The 15,209-nt window shown below is 70.6% G+C and carries 13 protein-coding genes; 4 read left to right on the top strand and 9 right to left on the bottom strand.

Features of this window, described 5'->3' with window-relative positions:
* Window positions 1–55: 55 nt before the first annotated feature.
* The 3 genes from OG841_RS38510 to OG841_RS38500 form a co-directional block, all read right to left on the bottom strand.
* Complete coding sequence (locus tag OG841_RS38510) at window positions 56–850, bottom strand: polyprenol monophosphomannose synthase (RefSeq protein WP_328637170.1); 795 nt, start codon at window positions 848–850, stop codon at window positions 56–58.
* A 551-nt stretch (window positions 851–1,401) separates the two neighbouring features.
* Window positions 1,402–2,997 carry an amidohydrolase gene (locus OG841_RS38505; protein WP_371568933.1) on the bottom strand — a complete coding sequence of 532 codons (1,596 nt, stop codon included), beginning with the start codon at window positions 2,995–2,997 and terminating at the stop codon, window positions 1,402–1,404.
* A 69-nt stretch (window positions 2,998–3,066) separates the two neighbouring features.
* Complete coding sequence (locus OG841_RS38500) at window positions 3,067–3,507, bottom strand: Lrp/AsnC family transcriptional regulator (protein ID WP_006136660.1); 441 nt, start codon at window positions 3,505–3,507, stop codon at window positions 3,067–3,069.
* A gap of 268 nt (window positions 3,508–3,775) precedes the next feature.
* Here OG841_RS38500 and OG841_RS38495 point away from each other — a divergent pair, with 268 nt between their 5' ends.
* On the top strand, window positions 3,776–4,210 hold the full coding sequence (locus OG841_RS38495) for a hypothetical protein (RefSeq protein ID WP_328637172.1): 435 nt from the start codon (window positions 3,776–3,778) through the stop codon (window positions 4,208–4,210).
* Window positions 4,211–4,220: 10 nt separating this feature from the next.
* Here the strand turns inward: OG841_RS38495 and OG841_RS38490 are convergent, their stop codons facing one another.
* From OG841_RS38490 to OG841_RS38480, 3 genes are all read right to left on the bottom strand, one after another.
* Window positions 4,221–5,315, bottom strand: coding sequence for a phosphotransferase family protein (locus OG841_RS38490; protein WP_371568930.1), 1,095 nt, complete (start codon window positions 5,313–5,315; stop codon window positions 4,221–4,223).
* 30 nt (window positions 5,316–5,345) lie between these two features.
* Complete coding sequence (locus tag OG841_RS38485; protein ID WP_371568927.1) at window positions 5,346–6,458, bottom strand: hypothetical protein; 1,113 nt, start codon at window positions 6,456–6,458, stop codon at window positions 5,346–5,348.
* Window positions 6,459–6,795: 337 nt separating this feature from the next.
* Entirely contained in the window at window positions 6,796–8,004 is a 1,209-nt protein-coding gene (locus tag OG841_RS38480; protein WP_371568924.1) for an acyl-CoA dehydrogenase family protein, read from the bottom strand.
* A 342-nt stretch (window positions 8,005–8,346) separates the two neighbouring features.
* On the opposite strand from OG841_RS38480, the gene OG841_RS38475 reads away from it, so the two are divergent.
* A complete protein-coding gene (locus OG841_RS38475) occupies window positions 8,347–9,579 on the top strand; it encodes a glycoside hydrolase family 18 protein (protein ID WP_371568923.1) in 1,233 nt (410 codons plus the stop codon).
* A gap of 61 nt (window positions 9,580–9,640) precedes the next feature.
* Here OG841_RS38475 and OG841_RS38470 read toward each other — a convergent pair whose 3' ends face one another.
* The 3 genes from OG841_RS38470 to OG841_RS38460 form a co-directional block, all read right to left on the bottom strand.
* Window positions 9,641–10,300 carry a TetR/AcrR family transcriptional regulator gene (locus tag OG841_RS38470; protein ID WP_328637177.1) on the bottom strand — a complete coding sequence of 220 codons (660 nt, stop codon included), beginning with the start codon at window positions 10,298–10,300 and terminating at the stop codon, window positions 9,641–9,643.
* Between the two features lie 65 nt (window positions 10,301–10,365).
* Window positions 10,366–10,506: an SCO1431 family membrane protein gene (locus tag OG841_RS38465; protein WP_371568919.1), complete on the bottom strand. Its 141-nt coding sequence runs from the start codon at window positions 10,504–10,506 to the stop codon at window positions 10,366–10,368.
* A gap of 140 nt (window positions 10,507–10,646) precedes the next feature.
* Window positions 10,647–12,008 carry a peptidase C39 family protein gene (locus OG841_RS38460; RefSeq protein WP_371568916.1) on the bottom strand — a complete coding sequence of 454 codons (1,362 nt, stop codon included), beginning with the start codon at window positions 12,006–12,008 and terminating at the stop codon, window positions 10,647–10,649.
* Window positions 12,009–12,241: 233 nt separating this feature from the next.
* On the opposite strand from OG841_RS38460, the gene OG841_RS38455 reads away from it, so the two are divergent.
* Together OG841_RS38455 and OG841_RS38450 are read left to right on the top strand one after the other, a co-directional pair.
* Entirely contained in the window at window positions 12,242–12,862 is a 621-nt protein-coding gene (locus OG841_RS38455; protein WP_328643485.1) for a uridine kinase family protein, read from the top strand.
* A gap of 432 nt (window positions 12,863–13,294) precedes the next feature.
* Window positions 13,295–15,157, top strand: coding sequence for an AAA family ATPase (locus OG841_RS38450; RefSeq protein WP_365119885.1), 1,863 nt, complete (start codon window positions 13,295–13,297; stop codon window positions 15,155–15,157).
* Window positions 15,158–15,209: the final 52 nt, after the last annotated feature.

Below are 15,209 nucleotides of genomic sequence, written 5' to 3'. Positions count from 1 at the left end.
GTGCGGCTCAGCACGGGATAAGGGGACGATCAGCCGCGGCTGTGAGGCGGTAGGACTACGGCTGTGCGCGCTTTCCCCGCGCGGTGATCCTGCCGACCCGCTCCCCCACGCCCCAGGTGGTGACCCGCCACAGGGCCTCCACGAGGATGTCGCGACTCATCTTGGAGTCGCCGAGTTCGCGCTCCACGAAGGTGATCGGCACCTCGACGACGTGGTAACCGGCCTTGACCGCGCGGCGGGCGAGGTCGACCTGGAAGCAGTAGCCCTGGGAGGCGACGTCGTCGAGGCCGAGGCCTTCGAGGGTCTCGCGGCGGAAGGCACGGTAGCCGCCGGTGATGTCACGCAGCGGAAGGTCGAGGGCCACGCGTGAGTAGAGGCTGCCGCCGCGGGAGATGAACTCGCGGGACTTGGGCCAGTTCACGACCCGGCCGCCGGGCACCCAGCGGGAGCCGAGGACCAGGTCGGCATTCTTGAGGGCGGTCAGCAGGCGGGGCAGTTCCTCGGGCTGGTGGGAGCCGTCGGCATCCATCTCGACCAGGACGCCGTAGCCGTGCTCCAGGCCCCAGTGGAAGCCCGCGAGATAGGCCGCGCCGAGGCCCTCCTTGCCCTTGCGGTGCAGCACCTGGACCTGGTCGTCCTCGACGGCCAGTTCGTCGGCGAGCTTGCCGGTGCCATCGGGGCTGTTGTCGTCGGCCACGAGCACGTGCGCCTCCGGGACGGCCTTGCGCACCCGGCCGACGATGGCCTTGATGTTCTCCGCCTCGTTGAAGGTCGGAATGATCACCAACGCCGTGCCGAGCGGGCCGAATCGCCTCTCCTGGCCCGTGAGGGTCCCGTCGCCGTCGTTCACTGCTGCCCCTTCGAGTCAATGCGCAGGCGTCCACCATAGTGCGCACGGCCTGCGATGACGTGACAAGGCGTTCGTATGCTGGTGTCGTTTTCTCAAGAGTGGGGTAAGAATAATGGTTTCGGCCATGATGGCGGAATCACCGCCCTCGCTGCGGATGGGGGCCCGGCGCCCTTCGGGCCGACCTGGGGCCCGCTGGCTGCGGGTCGACCGAAAGCCGTTGTCTACTGAGCGCCCGGGCCCCACCCGGGTCACACCTCCCCGGCCGGACGGAACGTCTCCTCGCCGTGGCGCGAGCGCTGGGCCTGGCTCCCAGTGACGGTGTTCCGGTGCGGCACACCGTCCCTGACCCAGCGGCGCTGCGACGACTGGGCGGAGATTCCCCGGTCGGGCGTCCGGTGGTGGACCCGGCCGAACCTACCGGCCTCCTGCCGTCGGCTGTCAACAGTCGTTTGACCTGCACGTCTGTCGACAACGCCCTGGTCAGAGCGGAGGATGCGCAGGTCGCGCGACAGCGGGGCGGCGGACGATCCGTGCCCCGCCACCCCCGGAGATCACTCGCCCGGCCGTACGAAGACCGTCCGTCCGCCGACCACGGTCCGCAGACAGACGGGGAGGTCACGGCCCGGCGTCAGGTCGGGCAGACCGGGGGTGCCGGAGCGAGGGTCGGTGGACCAGCGGGCGACCCGGTCGTCGGGGGCCTGCACGATCAGTTGGTCGGTGCGCCACACGGCGTAGTCCGCGGGGGCGCCGGGCACCAGGACTCCCGCGTCGTCCCGGCCGATCGCCCGCCAGCCGCCGCGGGTGTGCGCGGTGAAGGCGGCGCGCACCGAGACCCGGTGCTCGGGGGTGCGGTGGAAGGCGGCCGCACGCAGGGTGCCCCACGGGTCGAGGGGCGTGACGGGGCTGTCGGAGCCGAAGGCGAGCGGGACACCGGCGCGCAGGAGGGCCGCGAAGGGGTTCAGACGACTCGCCCGCTCCCGGCCCAGGCGCCGGGCGTACATGCCGTCCTCGCCGCCCCACAGGGCGTCGAAGGCGGGCTGGACGGAGGCGGTCAGACCGAGTTCGGCGAAGGCGGCGACGGCCTCGGGGGTGAGCATCTCGACGTGCTCGACACGGTGCCGGGCGGCACGGACGCGGGCGAGGCCCAGCTTCTCCGCGGCGGCGCGGACGCCCTCGACCACGGCGTCCACCGCCGCGTCGCCGATCGCGTGGAAGCCGGCCTGCAGGCCCGCCTCGGTGCAGGCGGTCACATGATCGGCCACGGCGGCGGCGTCCAGGTAGGCGATCCCGGTGTGGTCGGCGTCGGTGTACGGCTCGTGCAGGCACGCCGTGTGGGAACCGAGAGCGCCGTCGACGAAGAGGTCTCCGGCGGCGCCGAGGGCACCGAGCTGCCGCGCCTTGGCAACGCCTTCATCGGCCCGCTCGGCCCAGTAGCCGACCACCCTCGGGCCCGGCTCCTGGCTCGCGAGCCGCAGCAGTCCGGTGAAGTCGTCCTCGGAGGAGATCTCGGGGCCTGCGCATTCGTGAAGCGTGCCGATACCGAGGGAGGCGGCGTGGGCGAGGGCGGCGCGCTGCGCTTGCGCGCGTTGGGCCGGGGAGACGGAGGCGAGCGCCTTGGAGCGGACCGCGTGGTGGGCGTCGGCCGTCAGGGGACCGTCCACCGCTCCGAGGGACGCCATGTCGAGCAGTGCCGTCGTCGCCACCGCCGAGTGGACGTCGATGCGGCTCAGATAGAGGGGGCGGCCGCCTGTGGCCGCGTCGAGTTCCGCGCGTGTGGGAGGGCGGCTGTCGGGCCAGCGGGAGGCGTCCCAGCCATGGCCGAGGAGGACGTGGTCGTCGGGGCGGGCGGCGGCGAAGTCTCGCACGCGGGCCAGGACGGCGGACAGATCAGGTGCGGTGGACAGGTCCAGGCCGGTGAGGGCAAGACCCGTGGCGGTCGTGTGCACATGTGCGTCCGTGAACGCAGGGGTGACCAGAGCGCCGTCCAGGTCCACGACCTCGTCGACGCCGTCCGCGAAGGCGTCGGCGGCGCCTTCAGAACCGACCCAGGCCACCTGTCCGCGCTCGACGACCATCGCGGTGGCGAAAGGGTCGGCGGGGCTGTGGACTTCGCCTCGGCGGAGGAGGACGGTGTGCTGTGCGCTCATGGGGGACAGTGTTTCAGGGGCGGTCCCGCCGTGGAGCCGCGCCCCTCAGCCGGCACAGCCCTCGCCGATTCAGATGCGCGGTGGCCTTGCCTCGTACGGGGTCGACAGGACCACCGTCGTACGCGTCGAGACCCCCGCCAGGCTCCTGACCCTCGCCAGCAGCTCCTCCAGCTCGTGCGGGGTCGCCACGCGAACCTTCAGGATGTAGTTCTCGTCGCCCGCCACGCTGTGGCACGCCTCGATCTCGGGGACGCCGGCCAGGCGGTCCGCGATGTCGTCGGGGGCGCTGGGGTCGAACGGTTTCACCGAGATGAAGGCGGTCATGGGCAGGCCCACCGCCTCGGGGTCGACCACCGCGGCGTACCCGCGGATGACACCACGCTGCTCCAGCCGTCGCACCCGCTGGTGCACGGCCGAGGTGGACAGGCCCGTGGCCTTGCCCAGGTCCGTGTAACTCATCCGCCCGTCCTTGACGAGCAGCTGCACGATTTGTCGGTCCAGCTCCTCCATGGCGCAAGAACCTACAGTGCGCCTGATCTCCTCGGATACCTGAGCGCCCCAGGTCATGCCCGGTTCGTGATGTGACCGAGAGGTGCCTGTGAGCCACCTGAGGGACAAAGCGACCGCCACGGGCATCTGCGAGCGGCATGTGACGAAGGCCACACCCACCGAACGGCCTCCGTGATGTTCTCGTGATTACCGCGATGACGGGACGGGAAGTGCTTGCTGTGGTCGAGACCGCAGCGCCGTCACGGCCCAGTCCGAGGGGGAGAACCCAATGCAGAGTCTTCAGCGCCCTGGTCGTACCGCGCCCAAGCGCCTCCAGGCGGTTGTCCAGTCCGAGCCGGAGGGCGTCGAACCCGACGCTCTCGACGACGACTTCGACGCGTACGACACCTTCGAGATGTACCGGGTGATCTGCCCGGACTGCGCGCAGCCCATCGCCCTGCTGGCGGACGAGGAGGTGCTGCCGGAGCACGCGTTGTGCGCCTCGCCGTGGAACCCCTTCGGCCTCACGGTCTGCGCCGGTACGGGCCGTAAGGCCTCCGAGGCCCGGTCGGCGGACGAGTCGGCGGAGCCCCAGGAGCAGCACACCGCCCTCCTGTTGACGCTCCCGCAGGGACTCGACTGGCGGACCCAGCCGTTCTCGCACGTCGGTGGCCCGGGTTCGCGCCCCATGCGCGTGCCGGTGATGCGCCGTCAGGCCGCCTGAGCCGCCTCGCTCAGTCCCAGTAGCTGCCGTGCACCATGGCTCGCAGGCTGCCGTGGTGCAGGATCAGTGTGTCCGGGTCCGCCGGGAGGTCCACCTCGCCGAAGAACGCCTGGCGGTGGGCGATGCGCAGCATGACGATCGCGTGCCGCAGCGCGGCGTACAGCGTGAAGAAGTCCATGTCGCGCGGCGTGTGGCCGGTGAGCCGGGCATAGCGGGCCTCGACCCGGTCGCGGCGCAGGAAGTCGGGCAGTCCGCGCTGGCCGAAGGCGACCGTCAGGTCCTGGAAGAAGCGGTGCAGATAGACGGTCCAGCCGAGGTCGACCTCGCGCGGGGCCAGGGCCGCCATCTCCCAGTCCAGGACGGCGACGGGGTCGAAGCCGTCGTAGATCACGTTCCCGATGCGTGCGTCGCCCCAGTTGAGGACGGGTGGGCCCGGGTCGGGCGGCCAGAGCTGCTCCAGCCGGTCGAAGGCACGCTCGATGAGGGGTGAGCGGGCGAGTCCGTCCACCACCCAGTCGTAGTAAGCGCGTTGGGCGGTGACATGGCGGCGCAGCGCGTCGCCCTCGCCGGGCAGCTCCAGGAACCCCGCTTCCTGCACGGGGACTTGGTCGTGGAGGTGCGCCAACAGCCCGACCGTGGCGGTCTCGAGGTGTTCGCGTTCGGTGTCGCTCGCGGCGTGCAGCCAGTTGCCCTCGTAGGTGTAGGGCATGACATCCGGCGGTACGCGTCCCCGCACGCGCTCCATGACGAAGAACGGTGCCCCGAGCGGGCCCGGGTTCTCCTCCAGCCACCGCACCTTCGGGACCGGGAGTTCCGACGAGCGGCCGACCACTTCCATCGTGCGGTACTGGCGGACCATGTCGTAGACCGGGAAGACCGTGTACGCCGACGGATCCGCTGCGAGCCGCAACGCGCAGGAGCGGAGGGGCGGTTCGGGGTGCTCGATGTCGAAGAGCAGGGTCTCGCTGGACAGGCCGTTCGAGGCGGGGACCGTCACGTCGACGGCCTTCGCGCCGGGCAGGCGGGTGCCGAGCCAGGCGGTGAGGCGGTGGGCGAGTTCCTCCGGGTCGCGGGTGGTGGTGCGGGGGCGGGGTGCCGTGGCCACGTCGTCAACTCCCTTGTCTCCGGGACTGCCTCACGGAGCCACCGAGTCGAAGCCGGTGAAACCGCTCGGGTCGTGCCGTCCGAATGATCCGTGTTCGAAGATGCCGTGGCCGATCCGGCCGTCCAGCCGGAAGCGGGCCGCGTGGTCGGTGACGCCGAACGCGGCCAGGGGGTGCGGCTCGGCGAGGTCGTAGGTGCGGCGGTCGGTCCAGTCGCGGCCCTGCCAGGTGCCGTGTTGCCAGTCGTCGGCAGGCGGGTAGCCGGCGCCGAGTGCGAGCGGTGAGGAGGTGAGGACCTCCACCTCCAGCTCCATGGGCTTGCGGAGGTCACCAAGGTGGACGAGAGCGCGTTCCGGGTGGCGGGTGCCTGAGCGGTAGGTGATCTCGGTCTGGGGCCAGCCGAGTTGGCGGTCTCGGTGGCCCGGTCGGACCAGAGTCGCGTCGTTGAGCGAGCGGTGGCCGTCGGCGTCCTCCTGGACGATCACCATGAGGAAGCGGTCCTCGAAGCGGACCGGACACCAGATCCAGTGAAAGCCCGCAGTCGGATGTTCCTCGGCGAGCCGGCCGCCCTCCTCCCCCGGCACCGGCCGCACACCCCAGCTGCGGTCCCGGGTCCCGGTCCAGCCCCGCACGCGCAGCTCGCGCCCGCCCACCCGGATCCAGCCGTCGCAGTGACCGGCCTGCGCGAAACGCCTCCCCTCCAGGGTGAGCCGGCCGCCCCGCCGCTGAAGGTGGTGCGGTTCCCAGAGCGCAGGGAAGTCGGCGCTCCAGTTGATCTCGTACGACAGCCCGTCCGGGTCGTCGGGAGCCGCCTCGCAGCTCAACACGAAGTCGCGCAGGGGGCGTTCGACGAGAATGCGCAGCGGGCCGACGGCCAGGTTCGTGCGCGAGTCGTCCCGTAGGGCGTCCGAGGCGCGCACCGCGTGCAGGGTCTCGCCGAGGCGGAGGGTCGCGTAGGCGTCGATCACCCCGAGGTTGGGGTACACACCGAGCCCGAGGATCAGCAGGGCGCGACCGTCGTGGTCGAGGACGTGGAAGATGCAGCGGTCGTAGGCGTTGCGGTCCCCCGTCGCGACGTACTTCATGGACAGGGGCACCTGGTGCACGGGGTACTCGTCGAGCGGTACGGGGCGGTCGTCGGTCATGGCCAACCTCCCTGCCGGCAGTTGGCTGACGGTATGTCAGACCGCTGTGACTGGCCAGATGTCCGGCCGGACGTCCGCGAACTCACTCTCGATTGCGGGGAGCGGTGACCCGGCCACCGGTTTCCGCGTTGCCCCGGTATGACCCGTACGTATGCACCGGTCGCAGAATCGGCTCCGTCGGCTCCGTCCCCCTTCCGCCCGGCCCCGCCGCCGCCTCAGGACCCGCCCATCTACCGTGACCTGATGCGCACGTGGGCCAACCGCGGCCGGACCCTTCCGGGACGCCACGACCCGGAGTGGGTCCGGCTGGCGGCGCCGCAGGTCAGACCGGGTCAGTTCAGCGGGTCTCCGGACCCGCTAGGTGACGGGCGATGACCATCCGCTGGATCTGGTTGGTGCCCTCGACGATCTGCAGGACCTTGGCCTCGCGCATGTACCGCTCGGCGGGGAAGTCCGCGGTGTAGCCATAGCCGCCGAGGACCTGGACGGCGTCGATGGTGACCTTCATCGCGGTGTCGGTGCAGTGCAGTTTGGCCATGGCCGCCTGTTTGGCGAAGGGCCGTCCGGCGTCGCGCAGCCGCGCCGCCGCGAGGTACAGCGCCCGGCCCGCCTCGATCTGGGTCGCCATGTCGGCGAGCATGAAGCGCAGGCCCTGGAAGTCGGCGATCGGACGCCCGAACTGCTGCCGCCCGGTGGCATAGCCCACCGCCTCGTCGAGGGCCGCCTGGGCCACTCCGATCGCGCAGGCCGCGATGCCGAGCCGCCCCGAGTCGAGCGCGGACAGGGCGATCGCGAAACCCTGCCCCTCGTCGCCGATGCGCCGCCCGTCCGGGACCCGCACACCGTCGAAGTGGACCTGGGCGGTGGGCGAGCCCTTCATGCCCATCTTCTTCTCCGGCGCCGCGGCGCTCACGCCCTCCGCGTCGGCGGGCACCAGGAAGGCGGTGATCCCGCGCGGCCCTTCCTCGCCGGTGCGCGCCATGACGGTGTAGAAGTCGGCGACGCCGCCGTGCGTGATCCAGGCCTTGGTGCCGGTGATCACCCAGTCTCCCCCACGCTCGACTGCGCTCACGCGGGAGGGGCCCCCATCGTCCCGGACCGCTCTGGTCCGCAGCGAGGCCGCGTCCGAACCGGACGAGGGCTCGGAGAGGCAGTAGGCGCCGAGCAGTCCGCCGCCCAGCATCGCGGGCAGGAACTCGACCTGCTGTTCCTTGGTGCCGTAGGTGGCGAGCGCGTAGGAGGAGAGGGTGTGCACGCTGACGCCGAGACCGACGGTGAGGCGGGCGGCGGCGAGTTCTTCGAGGACCTGGAGATAGACCTCGTACGGCTGGTCGGCGCCGCCGTGCTCGGAGGCGTAGGGCAGACCGAGCAGGCCGGTCCGGGAGAGCAGGGTGAAGACCTCGCGCGGGAAGTGCCCGGCGCCTTCCTCCTCGGCCGCCTTCGGGGCGATCTCATGCTGCGCGATGTCGCGGACGAGCGAGATCAGATCCCGGGCCTCGTCCGTGGGCAGTTGCCGGTCCACCGGCTGCGGGGCGCGGTCGGGCATGGCGACGCTCTCCTCCCTGTAGGGCGCTGACGGACGCACGCCGTGGGGTGGGACGGCTCCGCCGGTATCACTGAACGCCGGTCGCTGCTCGCGTCTCCCGGGTCACGGAAGCTGCTGACCAGCGGCTGCGTCCTGTGAGTATGCCCGATCGGAGACACCCGGTCACTGGTTAACGACCGCTTACTTCAAGATATCCCAGGGCGCTCACAGTCGGCCAGGAATCGGCTCCGGATTGGTCCGAACCATTGACGCGGTGGTCTAGTCCTCCTACTGTTCCGGCAACGCTTTTTCGCGTTCATGCCAATCGGCTGGCGTTCCCCTCTCCCCCACGAGGAGACACCGATGCACGTTCCCCACCGCGCCCGTTTGCGGGCGCTGATCTCCGCCGCGTGTTGCGCGGTCCTCGGCGCGGGCCTGCTGGCCGGCGCGAGCAGCGCCACCGCCGCCGCACCCCAGGCGAGCCCGAAGGCCGCCGGCTCCAAGGTCGTCGGCTACTTCACCGAATGGGGCACCTACGACCGGAAGTACTTCGTCAAGAACATCGAGACCTCCGGCTCGGCGGCGAGGCTGACCCACATCAACTACGCCTTCGGCAACGTCACCGCAGGCAAGTGCGCGATGGGCGACGCCTACGCGGCGACCGACCGGACGTACACCGCGGCCGAGTCCGTGGACGGCGTGGCCGACACCTGGGACCAGCCGCTGCGGGGCAACTTCAACCAGTTGCGCGAGCTGAAGAAGAAGCACCCCGGCCTCAAGGTCCTCTGGTCGTTCGGCGGTTGGACCTGGTCGAGCGGCTTCGGCGAGGCCGCCCGCAACCCGGCCGCGTTCGCGCAGTCCTGCTACGACCTGGTCGAGAACTCCCAGTGGGCCGATGTCTTCGACGGCATCGACATCGACTGGGAGTACCCCAACGCCTGCGGCAACACCTGTGACACCAGCGGCAGGGAGGCGTTCAAGAACCTGATGGCGGCGCTGCGTTCGAAGTTCGGGAGCGGGTCGCTGGTCACCGCCGCGATCACCGCGGACGCCACGGCCGGCGGCAAGATCGACGCGGCGAACTACGCGGGCGCGGCACAGTACGTCGACTGGTACAACCCGATGACGTACGACTACTTCGGTGCCTGGGACGCGTCAGGACCGACGGCCCCGCACTCACCGCTGAACTCCTACTCCGGCATCCCGCGGGCGGGTTACTACACCTCGGCCACCATCGCCAAGCTCAAGGGGCTCGGCATCCCGGCCTCGAAGCTGCTGCTCGGCATCGGCTTCTACGGCCGCGGGTGGACCGGCGTGACCCAGTCGGCGCCGGGCGGCACCGCGACGGGCCCGGCGGCGGGCACCTACGAACAGGGCATCGACGACTACAAGGTGCTGAAGTCCAAGTGCCCGGCGACGGGAACGGTGGGCGGCACGGCGTACGCCAAGTGCGGGAACGACTGGTGGAGTTACGACACCCCCGCGACCATCGCGACGAAGATGACGTACAAGAACCAGCAGGGCCTTGGCGGCACGTTCTTCTGGGAGCTGAGCGGGGACACCTCGGGCGGAGAGCTGATCAGGGCGATCAACTAGCCGAACGAGAGCAGGACTTGGGGCGGGGGACCACGAGCCTCCGCCCCAACCGGTCGGCCGGTCAGCCGTCGCGGCGGGCCGGAGCCGGAGCCGGATGGGCCGGATCCATCTCCTCGATGGCACGCATCGAGGCGCCGAGCGTCTTCACCAGCAGGTCGCGCATGGTGTCGCGGGAGAGCTGGGGCGGACCGTCGATCCAGTCGAGGGTGGCGCCCTCGACGCTGCACACCCAGGCGAGCAGGCCCATGCGGGCCAGCGGGGAGATGTCGGTACGGCCGTACGCCCCGTCGGCGATGGTCGCGACGATCGCGTCGCGCACCCCGTCCCGGATGGCGTGCACCTCGGCGTCGAAACCGACACCGCCGCTGACGACGGTGCGGTAGGCCGCCTGGTTGTGCTCGGCGTAGCGCAGATAACTGTCCAGAGTGCGGTGGACGCGGTCCACCTGCTCCATTTCGAGGCCGCTCGCCGCATAGGTGACCAGGTCGGCGACGGAGTCCTGGATGATCGCCAGGTAGTAGCCCCGCTTGGACTGGAAGTAGTAGTAGATCAGCCCCTTGGCGACATGCGCCTGGCGGGCGATGTCATCCATGGAGAGCGCGTCGTAGGACGTGTCCGCGAACAACTTGCGCCCGATGGCGATGAGTTCGGCGCGGCGAGCCACCGAGCGCTCGGTGCCGCGCGCCCGCGGCCGGGCTTCACGCTGATCACTGATATTCAAGTTTCGACCCTGATCTCGGGCTGGCGGCGGGACATCCGCAGTATGTCAGTCAACGACGGATCAGGTCACAGCAGACCGAGCTGCGTGACCAGCATCGCGATCACGGCGACGAGGGTCCAGCCCGCGATATGCTCGAGGACCTTCGGACCGTCGTCCTTGGGGCCGCCGGTACGGGCGCGGGCGGCTGTGGCTGAGTGTGCGGTCATGGCGTCTCGCTGATCTCGGATGTAGTGGTCGGAATCCCCCCGCCGATTCGTCCACCTTGCCATTCCTGGTCGCTTTTGCGGCCGAGAGCTTGGTCACAGCGAACGGCCCCCGACAGGTGCCGGGGGCCGTACCGAGGAGCTCAGCGCACGCCCACCGCCGCGAGCGCCTTGCGCTGGCGCGCGGTCGGCCGGGCGGGGAAGTACAGATAGCAGACGCCTCCGGTGCCGGAGACGGCCTTGCCGCTGGCGTTGTACCGCTTGGTGCGCAGCCAGATGTTCTCCCACTCGCGCCGCTTGTAGACGCGCCGCACCGCCGCGTCGCCGGGCGAGGCCGGGTCGTTGGCGATCACATCGCCCTCGGCGGTGAAGCCGATGACGGTCATCAGATGGCCGGAGGTGCCGTAACCCGCCCCGGTGAGCTCCTCCTTGAGGAACGACTGGGACGTTATGGCCGGGATACCGGCCGCGATCAGCGTCTCCAGGTCGGTGAGCGAGCCGAGCCGGGTCACCACGCCCTGCAGGTCCTTGAAGGTGGCCGCGTAGGCCGCGTTGAACGGCCAGTTGCCGCAGCCCGCGTACTGGTAGTCGTAGGTGTAGCGGGCCGCGTGGCAGACCTGCGGGTCCGCGTACGACGGGTCGACCCAGGCCAGTTGCTCCTCGGTGAGCCGGCCGCCCCAGTACTCGATGATCATCTGCGAGGAGGTGGGGCTGCACCAGGCCTCGCCGCCGTTGTCGTACTCCGGGTACTGACCCGCGTGGATCTCCTGCGAGTAGCGCGGGACGATCAGCTCCCGGGCGAGGCCGGGTGCGGAGGCCGGGACGGTGAAGCGGTCGGGGACGTCCGAGCCCATCGCGCCCAGCCGCCAGACGGTCGGTGTGGTCTTCGTGCCGGGCTTGCGGTACAGGGTCAGCCGCAGCCGGTACGACGACAGGCGCAGCCCGGTCGACGGGTCGTCGATGGCGAAGGTGTCCGTCCAGATCGTGCTCTTGTCGTCGGTCTGGTCGTCGACCGAGGTGCGCTTGATGTCCCCGTCGCCGGCCGCCCAGCGCCCCATCACGTACCAGGGGGTGGCCGCGCTGTCGGAGTACGTCCCCTGGAGCTCGATCTGGATCCAGCTGCCGGCCGGGGTGCGGGCGCTCCAGGAGGCGATCACCTCGGTCGCGGGCACGGCGAGCTCGTGGACCGGGGAGGTCCAGGTCGCGTACTCCCAGGTGGCGGTGGTCCCGGTATGCGGGTCGGTGTACTCGGTGGTGCCCGCGGGGGCGCCGATCACGACTCCGGGGCGGCTGCCGGCGACTGCACGGGTGCCCTTCGCGGCGCCACTGCGCCAGTCGCTGTACGTGGTCCAGGCGTGGTTGTCCACCAGGTGGGCGGCAGTCTCGTCGGGTGCCGCGTCGGCCGCACTGCCGGCGGCGGCCGCGGGGCCCGCGCTGCCGGTCACCGCGGCGGCGACCGCGACGGCCAGGACGGTTCTGCGGGACGGCTGTTCGGCTCTGCTCATGGGTGGGAAGACCCCCAGGGTGTCCGAGTCGGGCGGGTCCAATGCACGGTTGTGCGCCAACTATGGATCAGGCGGCATGCTCCTGCCAGCACTTCGGCCCATGCCACGCCCACGAATATTGGTCTCGTCCACTGGCATGACCTGGGAACCTGTGGTTCCGCTGCCGGGGGCGGGCCGTCACTAGACTGGCCGCGACCACCCGTCCGCCCCTTCGTCCGTCCCCAGGAACCGTGATCCACGACCTCGCCTCCCGGCTCCGCCGACTGCCCCCGTCCTGCGGTCCGGTCCGCCTGATCGGCGTCGACGGGCACGCCGGCTCCGGAAAGTCCACGTTCGCCGGACAACTGGCCGACGCCCTCGGCGGCGCGCCGGTGCTGCGCCTCGACGACATCGCCAGTCACGACGAACTGTTCGCCTGGACCGGGCGGCTGCTGAGCGAGGTGATCACCCCGCTCGGCCACGGCGAGACCGCGCACTACGCCGTGTACGACTGGCACGCCCGCCGCTTCGGACCGTCCCGCGCCCTGCCGCCCGCGCCGGTGATCCTTCTGGAAGGGGTCGGCGCGGGCCGCCGCGTACTGCGACCGCATTTGGCGCGGCTGCTGTGGATGGACCTGCCCCGCGAGGAGTCCTGGGCACGTGGCCGCTCCCGGGACGGGGCGGAGCTGCGGGAGTTCTGGGAGGGATGGGTCGCGGCGGAACAGCGGCATTTCGCCGAAGACCCCTCCAGGCCCTTCGCCGATCTCCTGGTACGGCAGTGTCAAAAGGGGTACGCGATCACCAGTGGGCCTGCGGAGACCGTTGGACCGGACCGCGATGTCACACACGGTGACGACCCATCGGCGATGTGTTGAACCTGTGAAGACCCCTCAGTAGGAACTTGCCTGAGTCGCCCAACTCCGCTTGACCGAGGGGCCGTACAGGTCTTACGTTCTGAATGTGCGGCCGTTCGAGGCCGCCCGCAGTCGCGAAGCCCCCGGTTGTTCCCCCGTGATCGGGGGCTTCGTTCTGCCCTGACACGGATTTTCGGACGCCGTGAGGCGCGATTCGCTCACCCTCGGTCACCATCCGTCGTGCGCCCCATCTGCTCCCACCTCGTCAAACGGCCTGTGCGGCACCCTACGGCGGGCGACACCACCGCAGGTACGATGCCCTCGGTGCGACCTTCGGACGACTGCTCTGCGCACCGTTGCAACTCCGGTCCGCGGCACAGCGGTTGAACGAAGGCGGCCACCGGGCGTCGGCCCGGTGGTGAAACCACGGGGGCACGGTTTGTGGGGGACGTGATGGATTTCGGCACGCAGGGCCCCGAGGCCCCGGCCGACCTCGCCTGGCTGCGAGGTGTGGACGCCTACACGATGGGCGCCTATCCGCAGGCCGAGGAGGAGTTCCGGGCCGCGGTGCGGATCGATCCCGGGATGGCCGACGGCTGGCTCGGACTGCACGCGCTGCGCGTCGACACGACGACCGCGCTGCTGCGGATGTTCCGGCACCGCGAGCGTTTCGGCGAACAGCGCGCCCGGCACCGGCGCACCCTCAACTCCTGGTACTGGCTGGGCTGGTGGGTGCAACCGGTGCTGGAGAGCCCGCGTGACCTGCTCCTCGCGCACGCCTCGCACTGGCTGGACGGCCGCCATGTCCCCGAACTGGACCGGGCCCTCGCGGGCCTGCCCCCGGTGGACACCGACCACCAGGTTCGCTTCCTGCACGCCTGCCGTGCCTATCTCGTCAAGGACTGGGAGCAACTGGTCCGGCACACCGACCCGTTGATCGACGACGCCATGCTCGGCATCGAGGCCGGACTGTTCGGCGGCATGGCCCGGGTCCGCCTGGAGATGTACGGCCAGGCCGAACCGCTGCTGTCGGCGGCCCTGATGCGCTGCCGCAGCGAACAGCCCCAGCGCAAGGAACTGCGGTACTGGCTGGCCAGGGCCCACGAGGGCACGGGGCGGTCCGCGGCCGCCCTCCCCCTGTACCGGGCCGTGCACCGCGTCGACCCCGCCTTCATGGACACCTCGGCCCGGCTCGCCGCGATCGCCGAGAGCGACGGGTACGACGACTCCGCCGACCTCGCGGCGATCACGCTCACGGGGTTCGGGCAGGACATGTTGGAGGGGCCCGACGGGATGGATCCGCTGTTCGGCATCGAGGGGCGGGAGCTGAAGCTCTCCGATCCGGAGCCGCCGACCGGTCCCCTGCCCTCGATGACCGACCCGGCAGGACGCGAGAGGTCCGGCCCACCCGTGGGGCCGCTGCCCGCGGGGCCCACCGATCCGGTCTTACTGGAGGAGGCGCTCACCGAACTCGAGCGCATGGTGGGGCTCGAACCGGTCAAGCGCCAGGTCAAAGCGCTCTCCGCGCAGTTGAACATGGCCCGGCTGCGCACCGGGCAGGGCCTGCCCGTCCAGCCGCCCAAGCGTCACTTCGTCTTCTCGGGCCCCTCCGGCACCGGCAAGACCACGGTGGCCCGCATCCTGGGCCGCGTCTTCTACGCCCTCGGACTGCTCGGCGGTGACCATCTCGTCGAGGCGCAACGGGCGGATCTGGTCGGGGAGTACCTCGGCCAGACGGCGGTCAAGGCCAACGAACTCATCGACTCGGCCCTCGGCGGGGTGCTCTTCGTCGACGAGGCGTACTCGCTCTCCAACTCCGGTTACGGCAAGGGGGACGCGTACGGCGACGAGGCGCTCCAGGTGCTGCTGAAGCGGGCCGAGGACAACCGGGACCACCTGGTCGTGATCCTGGCGGGTTACCCCGAGGGCATGGACCGCCTGCTGGCCGCGAACCCCGGACTGTCGTCCCGCTTCACGACCCGCGTCGACTTTCCCTCGTACCGCCCTCTCGAACTCACTTCCATCGGCGAGGTGCTGGCGGCCGAGAACGGCGACATCTGGGACGAGGAGGCGCTGGACGAGCTGCGCTCCATCGCCGGGCACGTGGTGGACCAGGGGTGGATCGACGAACTGGGCAACGGGCGGTTCCTGCGCACGCTGTACGAGAAGAGCTGCGCGTATCGGGATCTTCGGTTGTCGACATATCCGGGGATGCTGAGCCGGGACGACTTGTCGACGTTGCGGCTGCCGGATCTGATGCAGGCGTACGGGGAGGTCCTGTCGGGGCGCGGGCCGCAGGATCCGTCGGCGATGTGAGTCCTTCGTCTGAGGGCCGGCGGGGGGCTGATCGCGCAGTTCCCCGCGCCCC

The organism is Streptomyces canus (assembly GCF_041435015.1).
Classification (GTDB): domain Bacteria; phylum Actinomycetota; class Actinomycetes; order Streptomycetales; family Streptomycetaceae; genus Streptomyces; species Streptomyces canus_G.
The sequence above is the reverse complement of the archived record's forward strand: the minus strand, read 5'-3'. Positions and strand labels throughout refer to the sequence as shown.

Excerpts from the sequence above, each read along its gene's own strand:
- OG841_RS38505 (WP_371568933.1), bottom strand. The coding sequence starts at position 2,997 with ATGAGCGCACAGCACACCGTCCTCCTCCGCCGAGGCGAAGTCCACAGC.
- OG841_RS38500 (WP_006136660.1), bottom strand. The coding sequence starts at position 3,507 with ATGGAGGAGCTGGACCGACAAATCGTGCAGCTGCTCGTCAAGGACGGG.
- OG841_RS38495 (WP_328637172.1), top strand. The coding sequence starts at position 3,776 with ATGCAGAGTCTTCAGCGCCCTGGTCGTACCGCGCCCAAGCGCCTCCAG.
- OG841_RS38485 (WP_371568927.1), bottom strand. The coding sequence starts at position 6,458 with ATGACCGACGACCGCCCCGTACCGCTCGACGAGTACCCCGTGCACCAG.
- OG841_RS38480 (WP_371568924.1), bottom strand. The coding sequence starts at position 8,004 with ATGCCCGACCGCGCCCCGCAGCCGGTGGACCGGCAACTGCCCACGGAC.
- OG841_RS38475 (WP_371568923.1), top strand. The coding sequence starts at position 8,347 with ATGCACGTTCCCCACCGCGCCCGTTTGCGGGCGCTGATCTCCGCCGCG.
- OG841_RS38465 (WP_371568919.1), bottom strand. The coding sequence starts at position 10,506 with ATGACCGCACACTCAGCCACAGCCGCCCGCGCCCGTACCGGCGGCCCC.
- OG841_RS38460 (WP_371568916.1), bottom strand. The coding sequence starts at position 12,008 with ATGAGCAGAGCCGAACAGCCGTCCCGCAGAACCGTCCTGGCCGTCGCG.
- OG841_RS38450 (WP_365119885.1), top strand. The coding sequence starts at position 13,295 with ATGGATTTCGGCACGCAGGGCCCCGAGGCCCCGGCCGACCTCGCCTGG.